This window comes from Pseudomonas sp. NPDC087639, assembly GCF_044743385.1.
Taxonomy (GTDB): Bacteria; Pseudomonadota; Gammaproteobacteria; order Pseudomonadales; family Pseudomonadaceae; genus Aquipseudomonas.
The window spans coordinates 3,403-26,044 of record NZ_JBIUWI010000067.1 but is presented as its reverse complement, the minus strand read 5'-3'; the positions used below and the strand labels follow the sequence as shown (position 1 = coordinate 26,044).

The following is a 22,642-nucleotide window of genomic DNA, read 5'->3' as shown; positions in this document are numbered from 1 at the left end:
TAGCGCAGCTGGGAGAGCGTCTGCCTGACAATCAGAATGTCGGCGGTTCGATCCCGTCATCACCCACCACTTCCGAGTAACTTGCTAAAGCAAGAGCGTAGGCTGAAAGTGCCTGCACCGACGCGCAGCGGTAGTTCAGTCGGTTAGAATACCGGCCTGTCACGCCGGGGGTCGCGGGTTCGAGTCCCGTCCGCTGCGCCATATTTAACGAATCAGACATGTCTGGTTCGCGATTGCAAAGCACCGAAGCTTTCAGTCAAAACGAGTTACTTGAGCGCAAGCTCAAAGCGATACGCAGCGGTAGTTCAGTCGGTTAGAATACCGGCCTGTCACGCCGGGGGTCGCGGGTTCGAGTCCCGTCCGCTGCGCCATATCTGCTTCAAGGACCCACTGAACGCCTTGAAGCACCGAAGTCAGCATTGCTGAGTCGGATCCGATAGCAAACACCCTGGTCGAAAGACCGGGGTTTTTTGTGTCTGAAATTTGACCCTCCACTCTCTCTCTTCCTGTTCCCCCCCATCCACTGTCCAATACAGATCCCGCATAGGCACGCCTGGTTATCCCTACGGACCTGCTGCGATGCCACGTCGCATTGATTTTTTGATTCTTTAGTCAAATTTTTGTAACTGGTTGTTTGCCGCGGCCGAAGAAACCTTTAAAGTTAACCTTTCGGTCAGCTTTGCACTGTCAACACAGCTCTTTGCTTCGCCAGAAAGAGCTTCTGCAAGACTCGAGATTCCCAGTAGATAACCAGAAGGGCGGACACATAACTGCCCAGAGGATGATCCATGTCCAACCGTGAAATATCCCGGCGCTCGTTCCTCCAGGGCGGGCTGGTGGCGGGTGTGAGCGTCACGCTCACGCCTCTCAGCAGTCAGGCGCTGGCTGCCTTGATGGAAAACAGCGTGACCGTGCCGTCCGAGAAGTGGCTCGGCAACAACGGCAAGGCGCGCCAGCGTAACGATGCCTTGTCTAAAGTCTGCGGCAGCAAAGTGTTTGCCCGCGACATCCGCTCCAAGGACATGCCGGGCTGGCCTGAGCAACAAGGCCACGCCATGCTGCTGAAAACCATCAAGGCCGACCGTATCTACGAGGGTTACGATCTGTCGTGGCTCGGCGCCGACTTGCAGCCTGATCGCATCGTCACCGCTGCCGACTTGGTCAAGGACGGCATCGTGTTTCCGGAAGAGCACGCGCCGGACCCTTTGCTGCCGGAAGGCAAGGTGCCGATGTTCATCGGTCACCCGGTGGCGATCCTGATCTGGAACGACTTCGAGCGTTTCCGTCAGGCGAAGAACAAACTCAAATTCAATGACAAGGCGATTCGTTACGGTGCTCAAGTGCCGTTCTACGAAGGCGATCCCTACGGCAGCTTCCGCTACGTGCGCGTCGGCGGCCCAACCTCTGCCGATGAAGACGAGTTCGCCAGCCTCAAGGACTCGATCCTGTTCCCGATGCTGAAAAACCGTCGCCCGGTGTGGAATTCACAGCCGAACCTGCACGGTAACCTGACCGAGCGGGGTCTGTTCTACGCCGAGCGCATGAAGAAAGAGATCGACACACCACCGGACAACTGGCTGGTGTTCGACGAACGCTACAAGACCCCGTCGATCGAGCCTGCCGCCATGGAGCCGGATAACGGCAACGGTTGGTACGATCCGAAAACCAAGACTTTGCACTTCGTCGTGGCCACCCAGTGTCCACTGGAAACTGCGACCGAGACTGCGAAAATGATCGGGCCGTCGCGATTCGGGCTGACCAATCTGAACATGCACCCCGGTTACACCGTGGGTTACGGTTCCAAAGACCACAACATCTTCGTCTACTACGCAGCCCTCGCTGCGCTGTATGGCGCCGGTGTGCCGGTGCGCTTGGCCAACGACCGTTACGAGCAGTTCCAGAGCGGCATCAAGCGTCACCCGTTCGACATCCGCTACCAGTTGGCCGTGGACAAGAATGACTACAGCTTCAAGATCTTCCGCGCCGAAATGAGCGTCGACGGTGGCGGTCGCATCAACTACAGCCCATCGGTAGCTGCGGTTGGCGCTACGGCGGCGCAGTCGATCTACTACATGCCGCAGAACGACTTGCAAGTCACCGCTTACCACTCCCGTGCTGTTGAGGCGGGTTCGATGCGCGGTTACGGTACGCTGCAGAGCATGGCCTCGACCGAAATGATGGTCGACGAAATCGCCAATCGCCTCGGTGTCGACGCGATTGATCTGCGTCGCAAGAATGCTCTGCGTTCCGGCATGAAAAACACCCAGGGTGCGATCCCGGCCGGTGCCTTGCGCCTGCACGAAATTCTCGACAAGGCCTCGGTGCACGAAGTCTGGAAAAACCGCGACGCGATCAAGAAGCAGCGCGAAGCGGCCGATCCGGATAACTGGTACGGCGTTGGTTTCGCCATTTGCCAGAAAGACTTCGGCACCGGTTCCGAAGCGCCGATGGCCAGCATCGAATTCACCGCTGACGGTCGCATCACCTTGCGCCACATCGGCATCGAAATCGGCACCGGCATGTCTACTTCGCAAGCCCTGGTGGTCGCCGACTTCCTTGGCAGTCCAGCCCACGAAGTAAAGACGGGCGAAACCGAATGGAAGGAAATGCAGCTGATCACCAGCGGCAACCCATACATCATGAGCCAGGCCGAGCAGGATAATCTGCTGCGCAATCCGCGTTGGGTTGGCAAGTTGGCCTCGGCGTCGTCGGCGACCAACTCGGCTTACTACTTCAGCCACGCCACCCGCGAAGCGGCGCGTGTGTTGTTCAACCACGGCTTGTGGCCAGCGGCGCTGGAGATCTGGCGTCAGGGCCCTTATGGCGGTCAGGCCAATCCTTATGTGGTGCGTCGCGAAGATGCGCATTGGGTTGACGGCAAACTCACCGCCAACGGCATGCAGCCGCTGAGCTTCGAGGAGCTGGCAAAGCGTGCTCACGAGCGCGGTCTGGTCACTGGCGCCACGGTGCATGGTTTCAACCGTTGGAGCTGGGCCGAGGCCGAATACAGCATCGACGGTGTGAAAGAGCGTCTGCCGCTCGACGGTCTTGCGGTCAAGTACGGCGACGGCGCACCGAAAGCCAAGCAGGCGCTGATGAGCACTGCCGGTTTCCACCTGCTGGATCGCCAGAACATCAACTATCCGGTAACTCAACTGAACAACGCGGCGGTGACTTACTACAGCCCTGTGGCCACGTTGGTCGAGTTGAAGGTCAACAAAGGCTCGGCAGAAGTCGAAGTGCTCAACCACCATTCGTGGGTCGAATGCGGTCGTGTGCTGGTCGAAGAACTGGTCAAGGGTCAGCTCGAAGGCGGCATCGCCATGGGTATCGGTCACGCGCTGATGGAAGAAATGCCGCTGTACGAAGGTGGGCCGGGGGAGGGTGACTGGAACTTCAACCGTTACCGTCTGCCGATGGCGCGCCACGTCGCGGTGTGGAAGCAGACGGCGGAAATTCTGCCGCCGCTGTCGCCAAGCGACCCGTCCAAAGGCATTGCCGAAGTGGTGATGATCCCGGTGGTCGGTGCCATCGGTAACGCCGTGGCACACGCCATCGGTAAACGTGTTCGCGATCTGCCTATCACTGCTGCGCGCATCAAGGAGGCCCTCAATGGCTAACCGTCCGCTTCAACTGACCCTTAATGGTCAATCCGTCGGCCCGGTGGACATCCCTGATGACCTGCCGATGATCGACTACTTGCACGAATACAAAAATCTCACCGGTTCGCGTCTGGGTTGTGGCCAGGGTATTTGCCACGCCTGCGTGGTGATCGTCGACAACCCGGACGGCACCAGCGAAGAAGTGCGCACCTGCATCACTGGCGCGCATTACTTCGAAGGCAAAAAAGTCCGCACCATCGAAGGCCATGCGACCCGCGATGAGCAGGGACAGGTCACTGAGCTGAATCCGATCCAGCAACGCTTCGTCGATGAATTCGCCTTCCAGTGCAGCTACTGCGCGCCGGGCTTCGTCAACGCCGCGACCGTTTTGGTTGAAAAGCTGCAACGCCAGCCGATCGTCAAAAGCAAACTGGAACAAGTCATTGAGGACAGCCTCGGTCACCACGTCTGCCGTTGCACCGGGTACGTGCGTTACTACAGCGCCACCCGCAACGTGTTAACCGATCTCGGCCTGGTCAAGGAGGGTTAAGCATGAAGCTTTTAATCACCCGCCTGACCCTGGCGGTCGGGCTGGCTGCGCCGGTACTTTTTGCCAATGCCGATGATCAGGTCAAGCGCGGCGAGTACCTTGCCCGCGCCGCCGACTGCATGGCCTGCCATACCGCGCCAGGTGGCGCGCCGTATGCTGGCGGCCTGCCGATTGTGTCGCCGTTTGGCACGATTTACGGCACCAACATCACTCCGAGCAAAGAGCACGGCATCGGTTTGTATACCGATGACGAGTTCTTCGCTGCGCTGACCGCAGGCAAGCGTCGCGATGGTGCGAACCTGTATCCGGCAATGCCGTATACCTCGTATCACTTGGTGCCGCGTGAAGATTCGGACGCGATTCATGCGTACCTGAAAACCGTCGAGCCAATCGAGCGCGCGGCTCCGGTCACCAGCCTCAGCTTTCCGTTCAACGTGCGTCTGGGCTTGATGGGCTGGAACATGATGTACGGCAAAGACGTGAAACTTGAGTCTGGCGAAGGCAAAAGTGAAGCCTGGAAGCGCGGGCAATACATGGTCGACGTCCTTGGCCACTGCGGCGAGTGCCATACGCCACGCGGCCTGCCGGGCGCGATGCAGATGGACAAACGCATGACTGGCGGCATCCTCAATGGCTATCTGGCGCCGAGCCTGCTGGCCACTGATCTGGCGGCGCGCGGCTGGAATCATCAGGACCTGAGCACGTTTCTCAAGCACGGCATGAGTGCGCAAGGGACGATGTTCAACGAGATGTTCCCGGTGTTCCACAACAGCACCCAGGGGCTGAACGACACCGATCTGGCAGCGATGGCCACCTTCCTGCTTGGCGATAAACCGCCGGCAGCCAAAGCACTGGTCGAAGTGCCAGTGGACAAGCTCAGCCCAAGCGCCCAGCGCGGTCGTCAGGACTACTTGAACGTCTGCGCCGGTTGCCACGCCGCTGGTGGCGAAGGCAAGCCGCACATTGCGGTGGCCATGCGCGGCAACACCACGCTGCGACTGGAAGATCCACGCAATCTGTTGCGCGTGATTGAAGACGGTATCGGTGAACAGAAGTTCGCCGGTTTCGAGCACATGCAGCCGATGCCGGGTTTTGCCGATAAGTTGAGCCCTGAACAGCTGACTGATCTGCTGAACTACCTGCGACAAGGCTGGGGTGGCCAGTCCGGTGAACTGGCGGTGACCGAGGTGCAGAAGCTGCAAGCCGAAGCGCCGTCCATTGAGCACAAGGCGCACTGACATGCAGCATCTTGATCTACAAGTGGTGCGACGGGCACTGGAGTGGTCGGTGGCGGGGCGGCGAATCTGGCTCTGCACCGTGCTGACCACTTATGGCTCGGCACCGCGTGCGCCGGGTTCGCTGCTGGCAGTGAATGATGGCGGACTGTGGATCGGGTCGCTGTCCGGCGGTTGCGTCGAGGAGGATTTTCTCGAGCGCGTCGCCGAAGGTGCGTTTCTCGATGCGGTCAGCGTGGTGCGCTACGGCGAAGGCGACGATCCGCGTTCGCGGGTCAGCCTGCCCTGTGGCGGCATTCTCGATGTGCTGGTAGAGAAATTTGACGCTGACTGTGATGTGCAGGCGCATTTGCGTGAACTGGAGTCGGCGCTGCTTGGTCAGCGTCGGCTGATTCGTGAGGTCGATCTGGCCAGCGGTGCGCGCAGTCTGTTTGCTGATCGTGAGCAGGGTGCGCGGATCGAGCGTGAGATCGATCGGGTGCGTATCCGTGTCGGCGCGGCGCAGCGCTTGTTGCTCGCCGGGTATTCCAGCGTGGCGCAGGCGTGTGCCGAATTTGCCGTGGGATTGGGTTTCGAAGTGATTCTCTGTGACCCCCGCGATGAAGTGCTTGAAGGCGTTGTGCTGAACGGCGTAGAGATTCGTCGACAGCTGCCGTCGGTGTTCATTGCCGACGGCGGTTGCCACCGCGACACGGCAGTGGTGGCACTGACCCACGATCCACGTATCGACGATCTGGCGATGATGGAAGCGGTACGCACCGAGGCGTTCTACATTGGTGTCATGGGCTCACAGCAGACATCGCAGAAGCGCTTCGAGCGTTTGCGTCGTATCGGCGGGTTGGGGGAGGGCGAGTTGGCGCGGATTCATGCGCCGATTGGTCTTAACCTCGGCAGCAAGACGCCGGCGGAGATTGCCTTGGCGGTGCTTGCCGATATCTTGCGGATTCGTAGCGGGATTGCTCGCGATCAGCTCTGACAGTGTTTCGCTCTCAATAAAAGGCCGCTTTTCCAGCGGCCTTCTTTTACATTCCAAACTTGTCGCGCAGTCCGTAATACCAAGCGCCTAGCGCTGCAAAAGGTGTGCGCAACATTTGTCCACCCGGGAACGGGTAGTGCGGCAGATCAGCGAACGCATCAAAACGCTCCGCCTGACCACGCAATGCCTCGGCCAACACCTTGCCGGCCAGATGCGTATAAGTCACACCATGGCCGCTGCAGCCTTGCGAGTAATAGATGTTGTCACCCAAACGCCCAACCTGAGGCAAACGCGACAGCGTCAGCAGGAAATTTCCTGTCCAGGCGTAGTCGATCTTCACGTCCTTGAGCTGCGGAAAGGCTTTGAGCATTTTCGGGCGGATGATTGCTTCGATGTTGGCCGGATCCCGTGCGCCATACACCACGCCGCCGCCGAAGATCAGGCGCTTGTCGCCCGTCAGGCGGTAATAATCGAGCAAGTAGTTGCAGTCCTCGACGCAGTAGTCCTGAGGCAGCAGGGTCTTTGCCAGTTCATCACCCAGCGGCTCCGTGGTAATCACCTGGGTGCCGCATGGCATGGATTTGGCTGCCAGCTCCGGCACCAGATTGCCGAGGTAGGCGTTGCCGGCGACGATGATGAATTTGGCTCTGACCTTGCCTTGCGGTGTATGCACGACCGGGTTTGCGCCGCGCTCGATGCGCACGGCGGGCGATTGCTCATAGATAGTGCCGCCGAGGGATTCAACGGCGGCCGCTTCGCCGAGCGCCAGGTTCAGTGGATGTATGTGGCCACCGCTCATGTCGAGCATCCCGCCGACGTATTGATCGCAGGCGACCACTTCGCGAATACGGCGCTGATCCAGCAACTCTAATTGCGTGTGGCCGAAACGCTCCCACAGGCGTTTCTGCGATTCCAGATGGCCCATTTGTTTTGCTGTCAGTGCGGCAAACACGCCCCCGTCCTTCAGATCGCACTGAATGTTGTACTTGGCCACGCGTTCGCGAATGATCCGCCCGCCCTCAAAAGCCATCTGCCCGAGTAGTTGCGCCTGTTTAGGGCCAACGGTACGCTCGATCACGTCGATGTCGCGGCTGTAGCTGTTGACGATCTGGCCACCATTACGGCCCGACGCGCCGAAACCGACCTTGGCCGCTTCCAGTACGGTCACGCGAAAACCGTTTTCCAGCAGGAACAGGGCGGAGGACAGCCCGGTATACCCGGCGCCAATCACACAGACGTCGGTCTCCACATCATCCTGCAAGGCCGGACGTGGCGGTACGGCATTGGCCGACGCGGCGTAATAAGACTCTGGGTAAAGGGTATTCGCCATCCTGCAGCCTCTGTTTAATATATTTTACGAGTGCGCCGATCCTACCCGAGTTGAAAAACCTCCGCCAGCCACCGGAAAATCTTCTTCTCTGGCCAGAAATTAAATATTTTGCATATTCATAGGGTTAGGTGAAAAAAAGGTGTTGACACCCCTCCGGAATTCCGTAGAATGCCGCCTCACAGCAGGCACGTAGCTCAGTTGGTTAGAGCACCACCTTGACATGGTGGGGGTCGTTGGTTCGAGTCCAATCGCGCCTACCAAACAAAATCCGCTCTGCTGGGCGGTCTAGAAGGGCTCACCGAAAGGTGGGCCCTTTTTTGTTGTCTGCGATTTTAAATCTCTTTCAAAGCTCTTCGTTTCGCTCCCTTCTGATGTATTGGTTTGGGCGAGTACCGCTGTTTTTCGATGTAGATCGCTCGGAACTGAAAATTTCAACGGGTCGACTTTTTCGACCGTTAAATAGTGTTGATATTTAATGGCTTACGGATGTTACGAACCAACCGGTTATCAAAAAATCGTTGTTACCGATCGTGAAATTCAGTAACATCCGCCCCGCGTTCACCACCACGGTTTATGCATTTTTAAATCCCAAGCTTCCATCAGCTGCTTGGGATTTTTTTTTGCCTGCGATTTGGCTTTCGCAGTGCTTCTCTTTGTTCCTGCGATCCTGTGCGGGCAAATCCGTACTTTTTCAGCTACTACTGACTGGCCGAATTCCAACCCTTTCCAAAGGAGTGTGTCGATGCTGGTTCACTGGTTTCTAGCGGCTATTCATCTACTGGCTTTTGCCTTGGGCTTTTGGGCCGTGCTGACGCGCGCAGCGGCGTTCAGTCGCTTGGCGGCCGGCACGGGGGAGGCCGGGCGGGTTTTGCTTGCCGATAATCTATGGGGCGTTTCTGCGTTGATTCTGCTTGTGACGGGTGGGATGCGGGCGTTTGGCGGATATGAAAAGGGCACTGACTATTATCTTCATCAGCCACTGTTCCATCTGAAGATGACGTTGTTTGTGCTTATTCTGTTGATAGAGCTTGCGCCGATGATCACGTTGGTCAAATGGCGGATTGCGTCAGCGCGGGGTGCGGCGTTCGATACCGGGCGTGCAAAGTTGTACGCACGAATCAGTCATGTCGAGGCATTGCTGCTGGTGCTCATGGTGGTAGCCGCCACAGGTATGGCGCGTGGCGTGACATTCGCTTAGCAGAGCAAATTCCCTGCGCTCTATCGGAAACGTCCGACAGCCAGCCTCGGGAATGGCGGGTAGTATCGGGCGGCAACTGGGGATGGGGTACAGCAATGAATCGGAAGGGGATTCGCGTGTCAGGCGCCGTGCCCAGCAGAGTGGGGAGCGGATGGCGATACGGCGCGTGAATCTTTAGCCAGTCATTACACGAGGCAAACGAACTGGCTACTGACTGCGAGGCGTTTCAGGGAGTTTGTGGCTTGTCCGGAGCGGTCAGGCCAGCCTGAATGCGCTGGTAAATCTCTTCACGGTGCACCGCAACGTTCTTCGGGGCATTGATGCCAATTCGTACTTGCTGGCCGCTAACGCCCAGGATAGTGATAGTAATGTCATCACCAATATTTATGCTTTCACCGACTTTGCGGGTGAGTATCAGCATGGTCTTCTCCTTGATTGCTTTGTAGGGCACCTGATTCAGACAGTGCAGAGGTCGGTGGTACGTATAGATTAGTGCGAAGTCTCATGGTTTGGGTGCCTCTTTCTGACGCGCAGATGCGGCATTAATTCCCAGGGCGTAACTATACAGAGGCTGCAATCATCAATCTCGTTGTTTTGTGCCCATTTTGCGGGGCTCGCGAAGTATTTTTGAATGATAAGATCGCCGCTTTGAGATTTCCGAGGAAAGCGTTGTGCGCAAATTGGTCTGGATAGTCGCGGCACTGGCATTGGCAGGATGTGGTGAAGGCAAGAGTGTAGACGTGCAGAAGCCGAAAGCGGCGGTGGCGAGCGCTCCAGCGGTGGTCTCTGCTCCACAGTGGGATCTGGAAGTGCGCGGCGAAACCCCTCAGGCAGTCAGTGACCTGAGTGGCTGGTTGATCGAACATGCTTTCGTTCCGACAGTCATCAAGGACAGTAGCGGCAAGACGCGGATTCTGATTGGTCCGTTCAATTCCCAGGCCGAGGCAGAGGCTCGAAAGGTGCAAGTTGATGCAGCATTGGTGAAGGCCAAAAAGCAGAATGTTGAATCGGTGCTGGTTGAACATCCGCTCACGCCGTAAACGATCCATTCGGCGGAGCTGCCTAAAGGTTGTCAAACGCGATTCGTTCCTTTTGAAGTCGCCGATGATTTCCAGAAGGAGCTCCGCATGGCCTCCGCCAATCCCTACAAATTATTCGATGTCATCCTGCATCGTAAAACGCAGTTGACCCCGCACATGATGCGGATCACGCTCAGCGGCCCGCCAGTCAATGAAATGGCTACTTGGGCGCCGGATCAACGGGTGAAGCTGTTTTTTCCTGCCGCCGACGGTTCGCAATCCAGGCTTTCCCAGAGCGAAGGCTGGTACGCTCGCTTCCGGGCGATGCTGGCGGATCGACGTCCGGCGATGCGCACTTACACCATTCGCCATTTGCGCGCCTCACAGGGTGAAGTGGATATCGATTTCGTCCTGCACGGCGAGACTGGGCCGGCATCTCGCTGGGCGCTTCGAGCGCAGCCCGGTGAGTCGATGCAGATCCTCGCTCCCGACAGCCATTTCTCGGCGCAGGATGCCGGAGGATTTGAATGGAAACCGCCGCAAGTCCTCAAGCAGGTTCTGCTCGTCGCCGACGCGACGGCGCTGCCGGCTGCCATGGGTATTCTGGATGAGTTGGCAGTGCTCGCCGAGCCGCCGCAAGTCCAGGCATTTTTCGAAGTCGATAGCGCACAGGACATGCTTGCCGTTCCTCATTGGCCGGGGCTGTCGGTGCAGTGGTTAATCCGCGATCAAGCGGGTGAAACGGTCACTGGAGCATTGATGGTTGAGGCGGTGCGTGAGGCAAAGCTGCCCATTCATAGGTCGGCAGCAGGGCGTGCAGTCGAGTTGGCCGATGTCGACATCGACAAGGACATTCTCTGGGAAATTGCCGAGACGGCTCCCGAAGGATTTTACGGTTGGGTTGCTGGAGAGTCTGCGGCGGTGATGAGCTTGCGCAGATACCTGATCAAGGAATGCGGTATCCCTCGCGAGTCGCTCAACCTGATGGGGTATTGGCGCTACAACAAGTCTGGCAGCTAGCCACAAAAAAGAAAGGCCTCGAACATAACGTTCGAGGCCTTTCTTTTTTGCGTTGCAATCAGCCGCAGGCTTTCATGTTCACCGGGCCGACAAATTCATTGCCGCGTCCCATCACGCACGCCACGCTTTGATTGCGCTGGCGTTCCCAGTCTTGCACCGGGTAGGTCTTGTCCCACGCCTCATACAATTGCCGATCCTGTTTCGACAAACGCAAGCCGTACTGCTTGCTCATGTAGAAATAGGTGCGGGCGATCATGCCGCGAATCGAAGGGCGAGGCATGACCTTCTTTGCCTTGAAGTCGACTTGGGTCAGGCACGAGCCGTACTGACCGGATTGCACCGGCAGCCAGCCGTAGCTGAAGTTACTGCGGTCACCGTTGACCTCGCCAATACTCGGCACCAGGTTGTGCAGGTCGGCCTCGGCCTTCTGATAGCCTGGATCGTAACGTGTGCAATTCTTGCGTCCACCTTCCTGCCAGCATTGGCGCTGATGGCCGAACTGCCAGGCCGGTACGATGTGCTCCCACTCGATGCGCGAAGCACGCTTGGCATTTTTGCGTGGTACGTAACCGCAAGCTTTCAGATCGACCTTGTTACCGGTGTATTTGCACCCGCAATAAAACTCGGTGGACTGCGGCGCATACAGCTTCCAGGCGACCTTCTTGGCTTCCGTGAATGTCCGAGGTGCACCCGCCTGGGCGCCCGTGGCGATGAACAGCAACAGCAAAGCAAAACAGCGGACAATCATTGAATCAATCTTCCTTCGGCACAACCCAAAAAATCTGCACGCCGCCATCGTCGCGGTAGGCGAGGGTGACGTTGTCGTTCTCGTCGATTTCCTCGAGCAGCTGTTCCCATTTATCCATCGGCTCATCCGGCAAGCGGAAGATCAGTGCGGCTTTGGCTTTTTGTGCGGTAGGGGAGTTGATGATTTTTTGAACGCGCATACCCATGCGTTCATAAGCGTCAGGAGCATCAGAGGAGGTGGCCACGAGGTTATCCTTATTAAGCTGTACGTGCATACAGTATTTAACTGTAGGCGTTTTCGCAACTGCTTAAAATTCAAGAAAATCCTCTGACAGCGGTTTTCTGACTTTGGTGTGAGTTCTGTCGGTTTTTTTGTGAGAAAAATGCTTGAGTGCTGTAGGCGACGCACCGCTCGCCGAAGAGGCGAGTGGTGCGAAGGTTGCCCGACCGAGAGTTGATCGGGCGAAGGTCAATCAGTATTCCCAGAACATCCGTTGCAGCTCTTTGCTGTCGTTGGTTTTGGTCAGCGCAACCATCGCCAGAATGCGGGCTTTTTGCGGATTCAGGTCGTGAGCAACGACCCAGTCGTACTTGTCGTCAGGCTGTTCGGCGTTGCGCAGAACGAAGCCGCCAGCGTTGACGTGGGAAGAACGGATGATTTGCACGCCATCCTTGCGCAGTGCCTGCAGGGATGGAACCACGCGGGAGGACACCGAGCCGTTGCCGGTACCGGCGTGGATAATGGCTTTGGCGCCGGATTGGGCGAGTGCCTTGTAGGCGGTATCGCTCACGTTGCCGTAGGAATAGGCGATTTCTACGTCAGGAAGGCTCTTGATGTTTTTGATGTCGAATTCCGAATCCATGGTGTGACGCTTGGCCGGCATGCGGAACCAGTAGGATTTGCCTTCAACCACCATGCCCAGCGGGCCCCAGGCACTTTTGAATGCCTCGGTCTTGATGTTGATCGTTTTGCTGACGTCGCGACCGGACTGGATTTCATCGTTCATGGTCACCAGGACGCCTTTGCCGCGAGCTTCCTTGCTGCTGGCCACGGCCACGGCGTTGTACAGGTTGAGCATGCCGTCCGCCGACATGGCGGTGCCCGGACGCATGGAGCCGACAACAATGATCGGCTTGTCGGTCTTCTCGACCAGGTTCAGGAAGTAGGCGGTTTCTTCCAGGGTGTCGGTGCCGTGGGTGATGACGATACCGTCGACGTCTTTGCTGTCTGCCAGTTCGGAGACACGACGACCCAGTTGCAGCAGGTTGTCGTTGGTGATGCTTTCCGAGGCGATCTGCATGACTTGTTCGCCACGCACATTGGCCAGTTTGCTCAGTTCAGGAATGCCGGCAATCAATTGCTCGACACCGACTTTGGCGGCCTGATAAGTCGCGCTGTTGGCTGCGCTGGCCCCGGCCCCGGCGATGGTGCCGCCAGTGGCGAGAACCACGACGTTGGCGAGTTTGGTCTGGGTTTCGACTTCTTTTGCCTGAACGGCTGCAGGCAGGAGCAGGAGGAGGGCCAAAGCGCCCGGAACGAAGGTGTTGAAAGCAGATTTCATTATTTTTCTCTCTAGTAGTGAGACGGTGCTGATGCAGGTTCATCTAGATTCACCCCGAGCCGATCTGAATGCCCGGGTGCAGTGAAGGGAGCAGGATCTGTACCAGCCGTACTTTGCGTCAGAGAAATGTTTAACCTTATGATTTGAATCAACATTTTGTGATCTGTAAAATTCGCTGTTGATTCGTTTATCCGGGTTTCCGAACAATGCACACTTTCGCGTTCGGCTCTCCGAAAAGGACTACCGCGTCTGTCGAACAAATCGGGTTGTCGGTATCGGGTTTTCTGCTAAAGAATCCATCGCTCAGGCCGATGCGTGTTCAAGGGCACTAAATTTCTAGGGAGTTCACATGTCACTTACGGTCGGTTTTTCAAACCCTGGCGCAGTCACCATCGGCGGCAAAACCGCCGCCACAATCAGTGCACTGAGTGAGGCGGAAGAGAACGCTGCCGCCGAGGCGTCAGGTGCGGATAAAGATGACGGCAATCAAGTCAGAACCGGTGGTGCTGCCCAGGAAGAAAGTAAGGCCGAAAGCGGTGATAACCTGAGTATCACCGTCAAAATGCTGCTGAAGCGGATGCAGGAATTGCAAAAGCAGCTTCAGGAGCAGCAGCAGCAATTGGCTGCGGCACAGGCGGCGAGCTATCCGACACCCGAAGCCAAGGCGCAGGTGGTCATGTCCATGCAGGGGCAAATCGCTGACACCAACAGCGCGCTGTCGGAGGTCACCAATGCATTGGTCAAGGAGATGGCCAAGGACTCCAGCAGCAGCGGCGGCCTGGTCAATACCACGGCATAAGCATCGCGGGGCGGTCAGAAGAATCGCCCTACAATAAATGACGATTTCTGATTGTTGACAAATGTCGGCGGGATTCGCATAGTTCGGTCTACGCAAACGTTTGCGCGGCTTTCCCGATGAACTATGCCGTCGGCGAAAGCGACGTAGCTTACGCCAGCGCAAGCGTTGCTCACAATAATCATAAGATCGGAGTGAACCCATGAAGCTGCCATTCGCTGGACGTCTTCTTGCTGTCGCTATGCTGGCTGCCACAGCCGCTGCACTGCCTGTCTCTTCGGCGTTCGCCGAATCCCCGGAAAAACCAAAAGTCGCGCTGGTCATGAAATCTCTGGCCAACGAATTCTTCCTGACCATGGAAGATGGCGCCAAGGCCTACCAGAAAGAACACTCTGCCGAATTCGACCTGATCTCCAACGGCATCAAGGACGAAACCGACACAGCAGGCCAGACTCGCATCGTCGAGCAAATGATTCTGGCCAAGGTCAACGCCCTGGTCATCGCGCCTTCTGACTCCAAGGCCATGGTGCCGGTGATCAAGAAAGCCGTTGATGCCGGTATTACCGTGATCAACATCGACAACCAGCTCGATCCGCAAATCGTCAAAAGCAAAAACATCAGCGTGCCATTCGTAGGCCCGGATAACCGCAAAGGTGCGCGTCTGGTCGGTGAGTACCTGGCCAAACAGCTCAAGGCTGGTGACGAAGTCGGCATCATTGAAGGTGTGTCCACGACGACCAACGCTCAGCAGCGTACCGCTGGCTTCAAGGATGCGATGGAAGCGGCGCAGATCAAGGTTGTGTCCCTGCAGTCCGGTGACTGGGAGATCGACAAAGGCAACAAGGTAGCCGCTTCGATTCTCAGCGAATACCCGGATGTCAAAGCATTGCTGGCAGGCAACGACAGCATGGCTGTCGGTGCCGTTTCCGCCGTGCGGGCCGCTGGCAAGGCTGGTCAGGTGCAGGTTGTCGGCTACGACAACATCAACGCGATCAAGCCAATGTTGAAGGACGGTCGCGTACTGGCGACTGCTGATCAATATGCCGCGAAACAAGCCGTATTCGGCATCGAGACTGCGCTGAAAATCATCAAGGGCGAGAAGGTCGACAGCGGTGCCAATGGCGTGATTGAAACGCCGGTCGAGCTGGTCACCAAGTAAGTCCTCTGGCGACACAATGGCGCTCGTCCGTCCGGGCGAGCGCATGGAGATTTTTTATGTCAGTTTCCGCCCCGAACGCTGTCCTCTCGGTCAGCGGTATCGGTAAGACCTATGCGCAACCGGTGCTTGCCGGCATCGATTTGACGCTGATGCGCGGTGAAGTGCTGGCGCTGACCGGCGAGAATGGTGCCGGTAAAAGCACGCTTTCGAAGATCATTGGTGGTCTGGTCACGCCGACCACTGGCCAGATGCAATTTCAGGGCAAGGACTATCGTCCGGGCAGCCGTACCCAGGCTGAAGATCTTGGCGTGCGCATGGTCATGCAAGAACTCAATCTGCTGCCGACGCTGTCGGTAGCGGAGAACCTGTTCCTCGACAACCTGCCGAGTAACGGTGGCTGGATCAGCCGCAAGCAATTGCGAAAAGCAGCGATCGAGGCCATGGCCCAGGTTGGGCTCGACGCGATCGATCCGGACACACTGGTTGGCGAGTTGGGCATCGGGCATCAGCAGATGGTCGAAATCGCTCGCAACCTGATCGGCGATTGCCATGTGCTGATTCTTGATGAGCCGACCGCGATGCTCACTGCGCGCGAAGTCGAAATGCTCTTCGAGCAGATCACTCGATTGCAGGCTCGCGGCGTCTCGATCATTTACATTTCCCACCGTCTTGAAGAGCTGGCGCGAGTCGCCCAGCGCATTGCCGTGCTGCGCGACGGAAATCTGGTCTGCGTCGAGCCGATGGCCAATTACAACAGCGAACAGTTGGTCACGCTGATGGTCGGCCGCGAACTGGGCGAACACATCGATTTGGGGCCGCGCAAGATTGGCGCTCCGGCGTTGACGGTCAACGGCCTGACTCGCTCAGACAAAGTGCGCGATGTCTCGTTCGAAGTGCGCGCCGGCGAGATCTTCGGGATTTCCGGGCTGATTGGAGCGGGGCGCACAGAACTGCTGCGTTTGATCTTCGGTGCCGATCTCGCCGACAGTGGCACGATCGCATTGGGTTCGCCTGCTCAAGTGGTGAGCGTACGATCACCTGTCGATGCTGTACGTAATGGCATTGCGTTGATCACCGAGGACCGCAAGGGCGAAGGCCTGCTGCTCAGTCAGTCGATCAGCGCCAACATCGCCTTGGGCAACATGCCGGAAATTTCCAGCGGTGGTTTCGTCAATAACGGCGACGAGATCTCGTTGGCGCAACGTCAGATTGCCGCCATGCGCATCCGCAGTTCCAGCCCGACACAGCTGGTGTCAGAGCTGTCCGGCGGCAACCAGCAGAAGGTCGTGATTGGTCGTTGGCTGGAACGCGATTGTTCGGTGCTGTTGTTCGACGAGCCCACGCGCGGTATCGACGTCGGTGCCAAGTTCGACATTTATGCCTTGCTCGGGGAACTGACTCGCCAGGGTAAAGCGCTGGTGGTGGTGTCCAGTGACCTGCGTGAATTGATGCTGATCTGCGACCGGATCGGCGTGCTGTCGGCAGGGCGTCTGATCGACACCTTCGAGCGCGACAGCTGGACCCAGGATGATTTGCTTGCCGCCGCGTTCGCCGGCTACCAAAAACGTGATGCGTTGCTCAACGAGGCAGCGCCTAGGGATCTCCCATGAAAACTGCATCTCCTGCCGGCAAACGTAGTGGCAATTTTTACGGACTGGGTACCTATCTGGGTCTGGCCGGTGCCTTGCTGGCGATGATCGCGCTGTTCTCGGTCTTGAGCAGCCACTTTTTGTCCTATAACACCTTCAGTACGCTGGCCAACCAGATCCCCGACCTGATGGTTCTGGCAGTGGGCATGACGTTCGTGCTGATCATCGGTGGCATCGACCTTTCGGTGGGCTCGGTGCTGGCGCTGGCGGCATCGACGGTCAGCGTCGCCATGCTCGGTTGGGGCTGGAGCGTCTTGCCCTCGGCGTTGCTCGGTATGGCGGTAGCGGCATTGGCCGGCACCATTACCGGTTCGATCACTGTGGCCTGGCGGATTCCATCGTTCATCGTTTCCCTCGGTGTGCTGGAAATGGCCCGCGGTCTGGCGTATCAGATGACTGGCTCGCGCACGGCTTATATCGGTGATTCCTTTGCCTGGCTGTCGAACCCGATCGCTTTCGGCATCTCGCCGTCGTTCATCATTGCCCTGCTGGTGATCTTTATTGCACAAGCGGTTTTGACGCGCACCGTGTTCGGCCGTTACCTGATCGGCATCGGCACCAACGAAGAGGCGGTGCGTCTGGCGGGGATCAACCCGAAACCCTACAAGATTCTGGTATTCAGCCTGATGGGCCTGCTGGCCGGTGTCGCCGCACTGTTTCAGATCTCCCGCCTGGAAGCGGCTGACCCGAATGCCGGTTCCGGTCTGGAACTGCAAGTGATTGCCGCTGTAGTGATCGGCGGCACCAGTCTGATGGGCGGCCGTGGTTCGGTAATCAGCACGTTCTTTGGCGTATTGATCATTTCGGTGCTGGCGGCCGGGCTCGCGCAGATTGGCGCAACTGAACCGACCAAGCGCATCATCACCGGTGCAGTGATTGTCATTGCGGTAGTGCTCGATACTTATCGCAGCCAGCGCGCCAGTCGGCGGGGCTGAGACATGGCGACGATCAAGGATGTAGCGGCGCTCGCGGGAATTTCCTATACGACCGTGTCTCATGTGGTGAACAACACCCGCCCGGTCAGTCAGGAGGTGCGGCTGAAAGTCGAAGCGGCCATCAAGACCCTCGACTATGTACCGAGCGCGGTGGCGCGTTCGCTGAAAGCCAAGACCACTGCAACTATTGGCCTCTTGGTGCCCAACAGTCTCAACCCGTACTTTGCCGAGCTGGCGCGGGGCATTGAGGATTACTGTGAGCGTAATGGCTACTGCGTGATTCTCTGCAACTCCGATGACAACCCTGAGAAACAGCGCAGCTATTTACGTGTTTTGCTGGAGAAACGCATCGATGGTCTGATCGTCGCCTCAGCCGGTGGTGACAGTGGCCTGGCGCAAGGGCTGGCCGGTGTGAAGACGCCGATGGTGATTGTCGACCGTGGCCTGGATGGCGTGGATGCGGATCTGGTACGCATCGATCATGAATACGGCGCTTACCTCGCCACCCGGCATCTGCTGGAGCTTGGTCATCGCGACATAGCGACTATCGGCGGCCCGGCGAGCACCAGCGTCGCGCAGATGCGCCAAGCCGGATATTGCCGTGCGCTGAAAGAGGCGGGTATAGAAGTACGCCCGGCGCGCATGCTGGAAAGCGATTTCACCAGCACTGGGGGTTACAACGCAGCTGCGGTCCTGCTCGAAAAGAATCCGCCGAGTGCGATTTTTGCCGGTAACGACATGATCGGTATCGGTGTATTGCGCGCAGCGGCAGAACGCAACGTGCGGGTGCCGACCGAGCTGTCGGTGATCGGCTTCGACGATATCCAAATGAGTCGTTACGTTTACCCGGCGCTGACCACCGTCGGCCAGTCGATCCTGCAACTGGGCGAGATGGCGGCCGAAGTGTTGCTGCGAAGGATTGCTACCCCGAGTCTGGGCACTGATCAACGAATCGTGATCCCGAGTATTGTCTTGCGCGAGTCGACCGCGCCGCTGTCCGGCGTGTTCACCGAATACCGCTGAAACCGAATTGACGAGTAATGATGTATGCCAGCAAATGTAGTGGTAATAGGCAGCCTGAACATGGACCTGGTGACCCGGGCGCCACGGTTGCCCCGGGGTGGAGAAACACTGATCGGTCATTCGTTTACCACCGTATCTGGTGGCAAGGGCGCCAATCAGGCCGTGGCTGCTGCGCGATTGGGCGCGCAAGTGGCGATGGTTGGTTGTGTTGGCAACGACGATTACGGCGTGCAACTGCGTGACGCCTTGTTGGCTGAGCAGATTGACTGCCAGGCGGTGAGCGTTGTCGAGGATTCCAGTGGTGTTGCGCTGATCGTGGTCGATGACAACAGTCAGAACGCTATTGTGATTGTCGCCGGAGCCAACGGCGCAATGACGCCCGGGGTGATCGACCGGTTCGACCCGGTTTTGCAGGCCGCTGAAGTTGTCATCTGCCAGCTCGAGATCCCGGATGCAACGGTGGGCCATGCGCTCAAACGCGCACATGCGCTGGGCAAGACCGTCATCCTCAATCCGGCACCCGCCAGCCGTCCATTGCCGGCCGACTGGTTCGCGGCCATCGACTATCTGATTCCCAATGAAAGCGAAGCTGCCGCGTTGAGCGGCCTGCCGGTTGACTCGCTGGACACCGCGAAAAGCGCGGCGAGTCATTTGATTGCGATGGGGGCTGGCAAAGTCATCATCACTCTCGGCGCCGAGGGTTCGTTATTCGCCAACGGCAAAGGTTTCGAGCATTTCCCCGCTCCGAAAGTGAAAGCTGTCGATACCACGGCGGCGGGGGACACTTTCGTCGGTGGTTTCGCCGCTGCGCTGGCCGCTGGCAAGTCCGAGGCCGAAGCGATTCGCTACGGACAGATTGCCGCCGCATTGTCAGTGACTCGCGCCGGTGCACAGCCATCTATCCCAACAATGTCCGACGTACAGGCGTTTAAACCCGCATGAAAAAGACTCCATTGCTCAACGTTGCGTTGTCGCGGCTGATTGCCTCCCTGGGTCATGGCGACATGGTGGTCATTGGTGATGCCGGATTGCCGGTGCCGCCCGGTGTCGAACTGATCGATCTGGCGCTGACCCATGGTGTCCCCGATTTCGTCAGCACGCTGAAAGTCGTGCTCAGCGAAATGCAGGTGGAAAGTCATGTGCTGGCCAAAGAGATCTTCGATAAGCAGCCGACAGCGCTGATCACGCTGGACGAGTTGAATGAAGAGGGCGCCTTGGGTCGTCGAGAACTACTCAGTCACGAGCAATTCAAGGTTCTCAGCCGACAGGCACGGGCGATTGTTCGTACAGGCGAATGTCAGCCGTACTGCAACATCGTTTTGTTGGCAGGTGTTACGTTCTAACTTTCGATTTCTCATGCACAAGGAATGCGCCATGCAACGCTATGCTCAAAAACTGCATCAACTAATCCGGAGTCTGCTGCTTTTGTCAGTGATAACTGCAACCGGCGCTCATGCGGCGGAAAAAATCGACCTGATCATCGACACTGACCCGGGTGCCGACGACGTGGTCGCCTTGCTGTTCGCGCTGGCCTCGCCGGACGAGCTGAATATTCGTGCGCTGACCACTGTGGCCGGCAACGTGCGCCTCGACAAGACTTCGCGTAACGCGCGTCTGGCTCGCGAGTGGGCGGGGCGCGAGGATGTGCCCGTCTATGCCGGCGCACCGAAGCCGCTGATGCGTACGCCGATCTACGCAGAGAACATCCATGGCAAGGAAGGCCTGTCGGGTGTCACTGTGCACGAACCGAAAAAAGGCCTGGCTGAAGGAAATGCGGTCAATTATCTGATCGACACCCTGAAAAAAGCCAAGCCGCACAGCATCACTATCGCCATGCTTGGCCCGCAAACCAACCTGGCGCTTGCGTTGATCCAGGAACCGGAGATTGTCCAGGGCATCAAGGAAGTGGTGATCATGGGTGGTGCGCACTTCAATGGTGGCAACATCACCCCGGTGGCTGAATTCAACCTGTTTGCCGATCCGCAAGCTGCAGAAGTGGTGCTCAAGAGCGGCGTGAAGCTGACCTATCTGCCACTGGACGTGACCCACAAGATTCTCACCAGCGATGCGCGCTTGAAGCAGATTGCCGCACTCAACAATAATGCGAGCAAAATTGTCGGCGACATCCTTAACGAATACATCAAAGGCGATATGGAGCACTACGGCATTCCGGGTGGCCCGGTGCATGACGCCACCGTCGTGGCTTATCTGCTCAAGCCCGAACTCTTCACCGGTCGTTCGGTGAATGTCGTGGTTGATAGTCGTGAAGGCCCGACTTTCGGTCAGACCATTGTCGATTGGTATGACGGCCTCAAGGCACCGAAGAATGCCTTCTGGGTGGAAAATGGCGATGCCCAGGGTTTCTTCGATCTGTTGACCGAACGCCTGAAACGTCTGAAGTAAATGAGCGACCCGCAGGTGCCAGCCTGCGGGTTTTTTATTCTCCCGGCTCTTGTTCGACCTGCTCGGTCGGGTACCTTTCGAAAATCTGCTGGATGAAATGCTGGGCCGCTTGTGTTCCCAGATCCTTGACCAGCAGATCAATACCAATCAGCGCCAACTCTTCTGTAGTTCCCGGGCTGTAGGAGCTGTGTCCGTCGGCCCATTTGGCTTTGATGTCGGCTTCGATGCTTAGGCTGGTCATGATGAGGCTCGGAAAGTCGGGAGGTCTGTGCGTCGAGTTAACCATTTTGTCGGGCGTTTGGCACTGCGACTTAGGCATGAGCGGAGCGCTATGCGACACTTGGTCTTTTCCGGCTTATCCAAGGATTGTGCTGTGCAGATCGATTTGAGTACCCCTGACGGCCTTATCCTCGATGCAGTACGTCAATTGCTGGCGTCGGCCAGCGATGATGAGCACACGCAACTGCGTGTGACCAAGGGCGGTATCGCCTACATCTCTTCGGGGGTGACGGGCGGCCAAAACATCGACGGCCTGTTGTTTCGTCTTGAAACCTGGGCCAAGGGCTCGGGTTATGTGGGTAATGTCGCGGCCAGTGATGAAGTGTGGGTAATGCAGATCTTCAACGCGCTAAAAGAGAATTGGCCGAATCCGCCATATGACTACATCGACGTCTACTGAGCGTCGTTAATATTCAGTCACGATTGAGATATGAGGCGATGGGTGCTGCTCAGGCACACTCGGCGTTTTTCCGGTCATGGGGCAGGGTGATGGCATTTGTCATGCAACCAAACGCCGGAACGGCTGTCGCACGATCTCAGCTTAATAATTTGAAAACAAGGAGGCTTCATGCCTTTGAAGTTCGCGTCACTGGGTGCACTTATGGCCGTTGCCATGTTGGCCGGTTGCAGTACGACCTCCAGCGAGTCGGCAAAGGAATCTGTGGCGACCGATGCCGGTCATGGCCGCTGTGAAGCAACGGCGGCGGAATTCGCCATTGGCAAGAAAGCTTCGCCAGAGTTGCTGGAGCAGGCTCGCGCCAAGGCCGGTGCGCAAAACGCCCGTTTCCTCAAGCCAGATGACATGATCACCCTGGAATACCGCTCGGATCGCTTGAACCTCAATACCGATAACAACCTGGTGATTACTCGCGTCAACTGCGGCTGATTGCTGGCAGCTTTTATGTCAGGCATAAAAAACCCCGTCACATGGACGGGGTTTTTTTAGTGCGCCGAGAAATTACTCTGGGCGAACCTGTGCAGCTTGCATACCCTTTTGGCCTTTCTCAGCCACGAAGGAAACGGTCTGGCCTTCTTTCAGGCTTTTGAAACCGTCGCTTTCGATAGCTTTGAAGTGTACGAACCGGTCGTCACCGCCCCCACGAGGAGTGCTGCAGCCGCAGCCCTTTTCATCGTAGACCCCCCTCCCGGTGCCGGTGGG

General features: G+C 57.6%; 24 protein-coding genes and 3 tRNA genes. 20 read left to right on the top strand and 7 right to left on the bottom strand.

Annotation, left to right across the window (positions count from 1 at the left end; translation table 11 throughout):
• Positions 1 to 124 precede the first annotated feature (124 nt).
• From ACIOVB_RS22605 to ACIOVB_RS22580, 6 genes are all read left to right on the top strand, one after another.
• Positions 125 to 201 (top strand) — tRNA-Asp (locus ACIOVB_RS22605).
• Between the two features lie 93 nt (positions 202 to 294).
• A tRNA-Asp gene (locus ACIOVB_RS22600) sits at positions 295 to 371 on the top strand.
• 417 nt (positions 372 to 788) lie between these two features.
• Positions 789 to 3,620: a xanthine dehydrogenase family protein molybdopterin-binding subunit gene (locus tag ACIOVB_RS22595; RefSeq protein ID WP_401271554.1), complete on the top strand. Its 2,832-nt coding sequence runs from the start codon at positions 789 to 791 to the stop codon at positions 3,618 to 3,620.
• Positions 3,613 to 4,152 carry a (2Fe-2S)-binding protein gene (locus ACIOVB_RS22590; RefSeq protein WP_401271552.1) on the top strand — a complete coding sequence of 180 codons (540 nt, stop codon included), beginning with the start codon at positions 3,613 to 3,615 and terminating at the stop codon, positions 4,150 to 4,152. The genes ACIOVB_RS22595 and ACIOVB_RS22590 overlap by 8 nt, the downstream gene beginning before the upstream one ends.
• Before the next feature lie 2 nt (positions 4,153 to 4,154).
• A complete protein-coding gene (locus tag ACIOVB_RS22585; protein ID WP_401271549.1) occupies positions 4,155 to 5,390 on the top strand; it encodes a c-type cytochrome in 1,236 nt (411 codons plus the stop codon).
• A gap of 1 nt (position 5,391) precedes the next feature.
• Positions 5,392 to 6,363: an XdhC family protein gene (locus ACIOVB_RS22580; protein ID WP_401271547.1), complete on the top strand. Its 972-nt coding sequence runs from the start codon at positions 5,392 to 5,394 to the stop codon at positions 6,361 to 6,363.
• Positions 6,364 to 6,409: 46 nt separating this feature from the next.
• Here the strand turns inward: ACIOVB_RS22580 and ACIOVB_RS22575 are convergent, their stop codons facing one another.
• Positions 6,410 to 7,693, bottom strand: a complete 1,284-nt coding sequence (locus ACIOVB_RS22575) for an FAD-binding oxidoreductase (RefSeq protein ID WP_187676949.1) — start codon at positions 7,691 to 7,693, stop codon at positions 6,410 to 6,412.
• 183 nt (positions 7,694 to 7,876) lie between these two features.
• Between ACIOVB_RS22575 and ACIOVB_RS22570 the strand changes: the two genes are divergently transcribed.
• Positions 7,877 to 7,953, top strand: a tRNA-Val gene (locus ACIOVB_RS22570).
• A gap of 482 nt (positions 7,954 to 8,435) precedes the next feature.
• Positions 8,436 to 8,891: a DUF2214 family protein gene (locus tag ACIOVB_RS22565; protein WP_187676950.1), complete on the top strand. Its 456-nt coding sequence runs from the start codon at positions 8,436 to 8,438 to the stop codon at positions 8,889 to 8,891.
• A 226-nt stretch (positions 8,892 to 9,117) separates the two neighbouring features.
• Here ACIOVB_RS22565 and csrA read toward each other — a convergent pair whose 3' ends face one another.
• On the bottom strand, positions 9,118 to 9,312 hold the full coding sequence (gene csrA / locus ACIOVB_RS22560; protein ID WP_003179932.1) for a carbon storage regulator CsrA: 195 nt from the start codon (positions 9,310 to 9,312) through the stop codon (positions 9,118 to 9,120).
• Between the two features lie 250 nt (positions 9,313 to 9,562).
• On the opposite strand from csrA, the gene ACIOVB_RS22555 reads away from it, so the two are divergent.
• Together ACIOVB_RS22555 and ACIOVB_RS22550 are read left to right on the top strand one after the other, a co-directional pair.
• Positions 9,563 to 9,931 (top strand): SPOR domain-containing protein, encoded by a 369-nt coding sequence (locus ACIOVB_RS22555; RefSeq protein ID WP_401271544.1) that lies wholly within the window; start codon positions 9,563 to 9,565, stop codon positions 9,929 to 9,931.
• A gap of 87 nt (positions 9,932 to 10,018) precedes the next feature.
• Positions 10,019 to 10,930, top strand: coding sequence for a siderophore-interacting protein (locus ACIOVB_RS22550; protein WP_401271541.1), 912 nt, complete (start codon positions 10,019 to 10,021; stop codon positions 10,928 to 10,930).
• A gap of 58 nt (positions 10,931 to 10,988) precedes the next feature.
• Here the strand turns inward: ACIOVB_RS22550 and ACIOVB_RS22545 are convergent, their stop codons facing one another.
• The 3 genes from ACIOVB_RS22545 to ACIOVB_RS22535 form a co-directional block, all read right to left on the bottom strand.
• Positions 10,989 to 11,678 carry an endonuclease gene (locus ACIOVB_RS22545; RefSeq protein WP_401271538.1) on the bottom strand — a complete coding sequence of 230 codons (690 nt, stop codon included), beginning with the start codon at positions 11,676 to 11,678 and terminating at the stop codon, positions 10,989 to 10,991.
• A gap of 4 nt (positions 11,679 to 11,682) precedes the next feature.
• Entirely contained in the window at positions 11,683 to 11,952 is a 270-nt protein-coding gene (locus tag ACIOVB_RS22540) for a DUF1654 domain-containing protein (protein ID WP_401271535.1), read from the bottom strand.
• Between the two features lie 198 nt (positions 11,953 to 12,150).
• Positions 12,151 to 13,239: an asparaginase gene (locus ACIOVB_RS22535; RefSeq protein WP_401271532.1), complete on the bottom strand. Its 1,089-nt coding sequence runs from the start codon at positions 13,237 to 13,239 to the stop codon at positions 12,151 to 12,153.
• 349 nt (positions 13,240 to 13,588) lie between these two features.
• On the opposite strand from ACIOVB_RS22535, the gene ACIOVB_RS22530 reads away from it, so the two are divergent.
• The 8 genes from ACIOVB_RS22530 to ACIOVB_RS22495 all read left to right on the top strand — a co-directional run bounded on the left by ACIOVB_RS22530 (position 13,589) and on the right by ACIOVB_RS22495 (position 21,204).
• The gene (locus ACIOVB_RS22530; protein ID WP_401271529.1) at positions 13,589 to 14,038 is read left to right on the top strand and encodes a hypothetical protein; all 450 of its coding nucleotides are present in this window, start codon (positions 13,589 to 13,591) and stop codon (positions 14,036 to 14,038) included.
• A 199-nt stretch (positions 14,039 to 14,237) separates the two neighbouring features.
• Positions 14,238 to 15,194: a sugar ABC transporter substrate-binding protein gene (locus ACIOVB_RS22525; RefSeq protein ID WP_187676957.1), complete on the top strand. Its 957-nt coding sequence runs from the start codon at positions 14,238 to 14,240 to the stop codon at positions 15,192 to 15,194.
• A gap of 56 nt (positions 15,195 to 15,250) precedes the next feature.
• Positions 15,251 to 16,804 (top strand): sugar ABC transporter ATP-binding protein, encoded by a 1,554-nt coding sequence (locus ACIOVB_RS22520; RefSeq protein ID WP_401271526.1) that lies wholly within the window; start codon positions 15,251 to 15,253, stop codon positions 16,802 to 16,804.
• Positions 16,801 to 17,778, top strand: a complete 978-nt coding sequence (locus ACIOVB_RS22515) for an ABC transporter permease (protein ID WP_187676959.1) — start codon at positions 16,801 to 16,803, stop codon at positions 17,776 to 17,778. Before ACIOVB_RS22520 ends, ACIOVB_RS22515 begins: the two co-directional genes overlap by 4 nt.
• A gap of 3 nt (positions 17,779 to 17,781) precedes the next feature.
• On the top strand, positions 17,782 to 18,801 hold the full coding sequence (locus ACIOVB_RS22510; RefSeq protein ID WP_401271522.1) for a LacI family DNA-binding transcriptional regulator: 1,020 nt from the start codon (positions 17,782 to 17,784) through the stop codon (positions 18,799 to 18,801).
• A 24-nt stretch (positions 18,802 to 18,825) separates the two neighbouring features.
• A complete protein-coding gene (rbsK, locus tag ACIOVB_RS22505; protein WP_187676961.1) occupies positions 18,826 to 19,743 on the top strand; it encodes a ribokinase in 918 nt (305 codons plus the stop codon).
• Positions 19,740 to 20,144, top strand: coding sequence for a D-ribose pyranase (rbsD, locus tag ACIOVB_RS22500; protein ID WP_401271519.1), 405 nt, complete (start codon positions 19,740 to 19,742; stop codon positions 20,142 to 20,144). Before rbsK ends, rbsD begins: the two co-directional genes overlap by 4 nt.
• A 31-nt stretch (positions 20,145 to 20,175) precedes the next feature.
• Positions 20,176 to 21,204, top strand: coding sequence for a nucleoside hydrolase (locus ACIOVB_RS22495; RefSeq protein WP_123532934.1), 1,029 nt, complete (start codon positions 20,176 to 20,178; stop codon positions 21,202 to 21,204).
• A gap of 34 nt (positions 21,205 to 21,238) precedes the next feature.
• Here ACIOVB_RS22495 and ACIOVB_RS22490 read toward each other — a convergent pair whose 3' ends face one another.
• A complete protein-coding gene (locus ACIOVB_RS22490) occupies positions 21,239 to 21,445 on the bottom strand; it encodes a hypothetical protein (protein ID WP_401271515.1) in 207 nt (68 codons plus the stop codon).
• A gap of 132 nt (positions 21,446 to 21,577) precedes the next feature.
• Between ACIOVB_RS22490 and ACIOVB_RS22485 the strand changes: the two genes are divergently transcribed.
• Positions 21,578 to 21,883, top strand: a complete 306-nt coding sequence (locus ACIOVB_RS22485) for a hypothetical protein (protein WP_401271512.1) — start codon at positions 21,578 to 21,580, stop codon at positions 21,881 to 21,883.
• Between the two features lie 168 nt (positions 21,884 to 22,051).
• Positions 22,052 to 22,369 carry an I78 family peptidase inhibitor gene (locus ACIOVB_RS22480; RefSeq protein WP_401271509.1) on the top strand — a complete coding sequence of 106 codons (318 nt, stop codon included), beginning with the start codon at positions 22,052 to 22,054 and terminating at the stop codon, positions 22,367 to 22,369.
• A 72-nt stretch (positions 22,370 to 22,441) separates the two neighbouring features.
• Here ACIOVB_RS22480 and ACIOVB_RS22475 read toward each other — a convergent pair.
• The coding region (locus ACIOVB_RS22475) for a cold-shock protein (RefSeq protein ID WP_401271506.1) at positions 22,442 to 22,642 on the bottom strand (201 nt) is incomplete at its 5' end.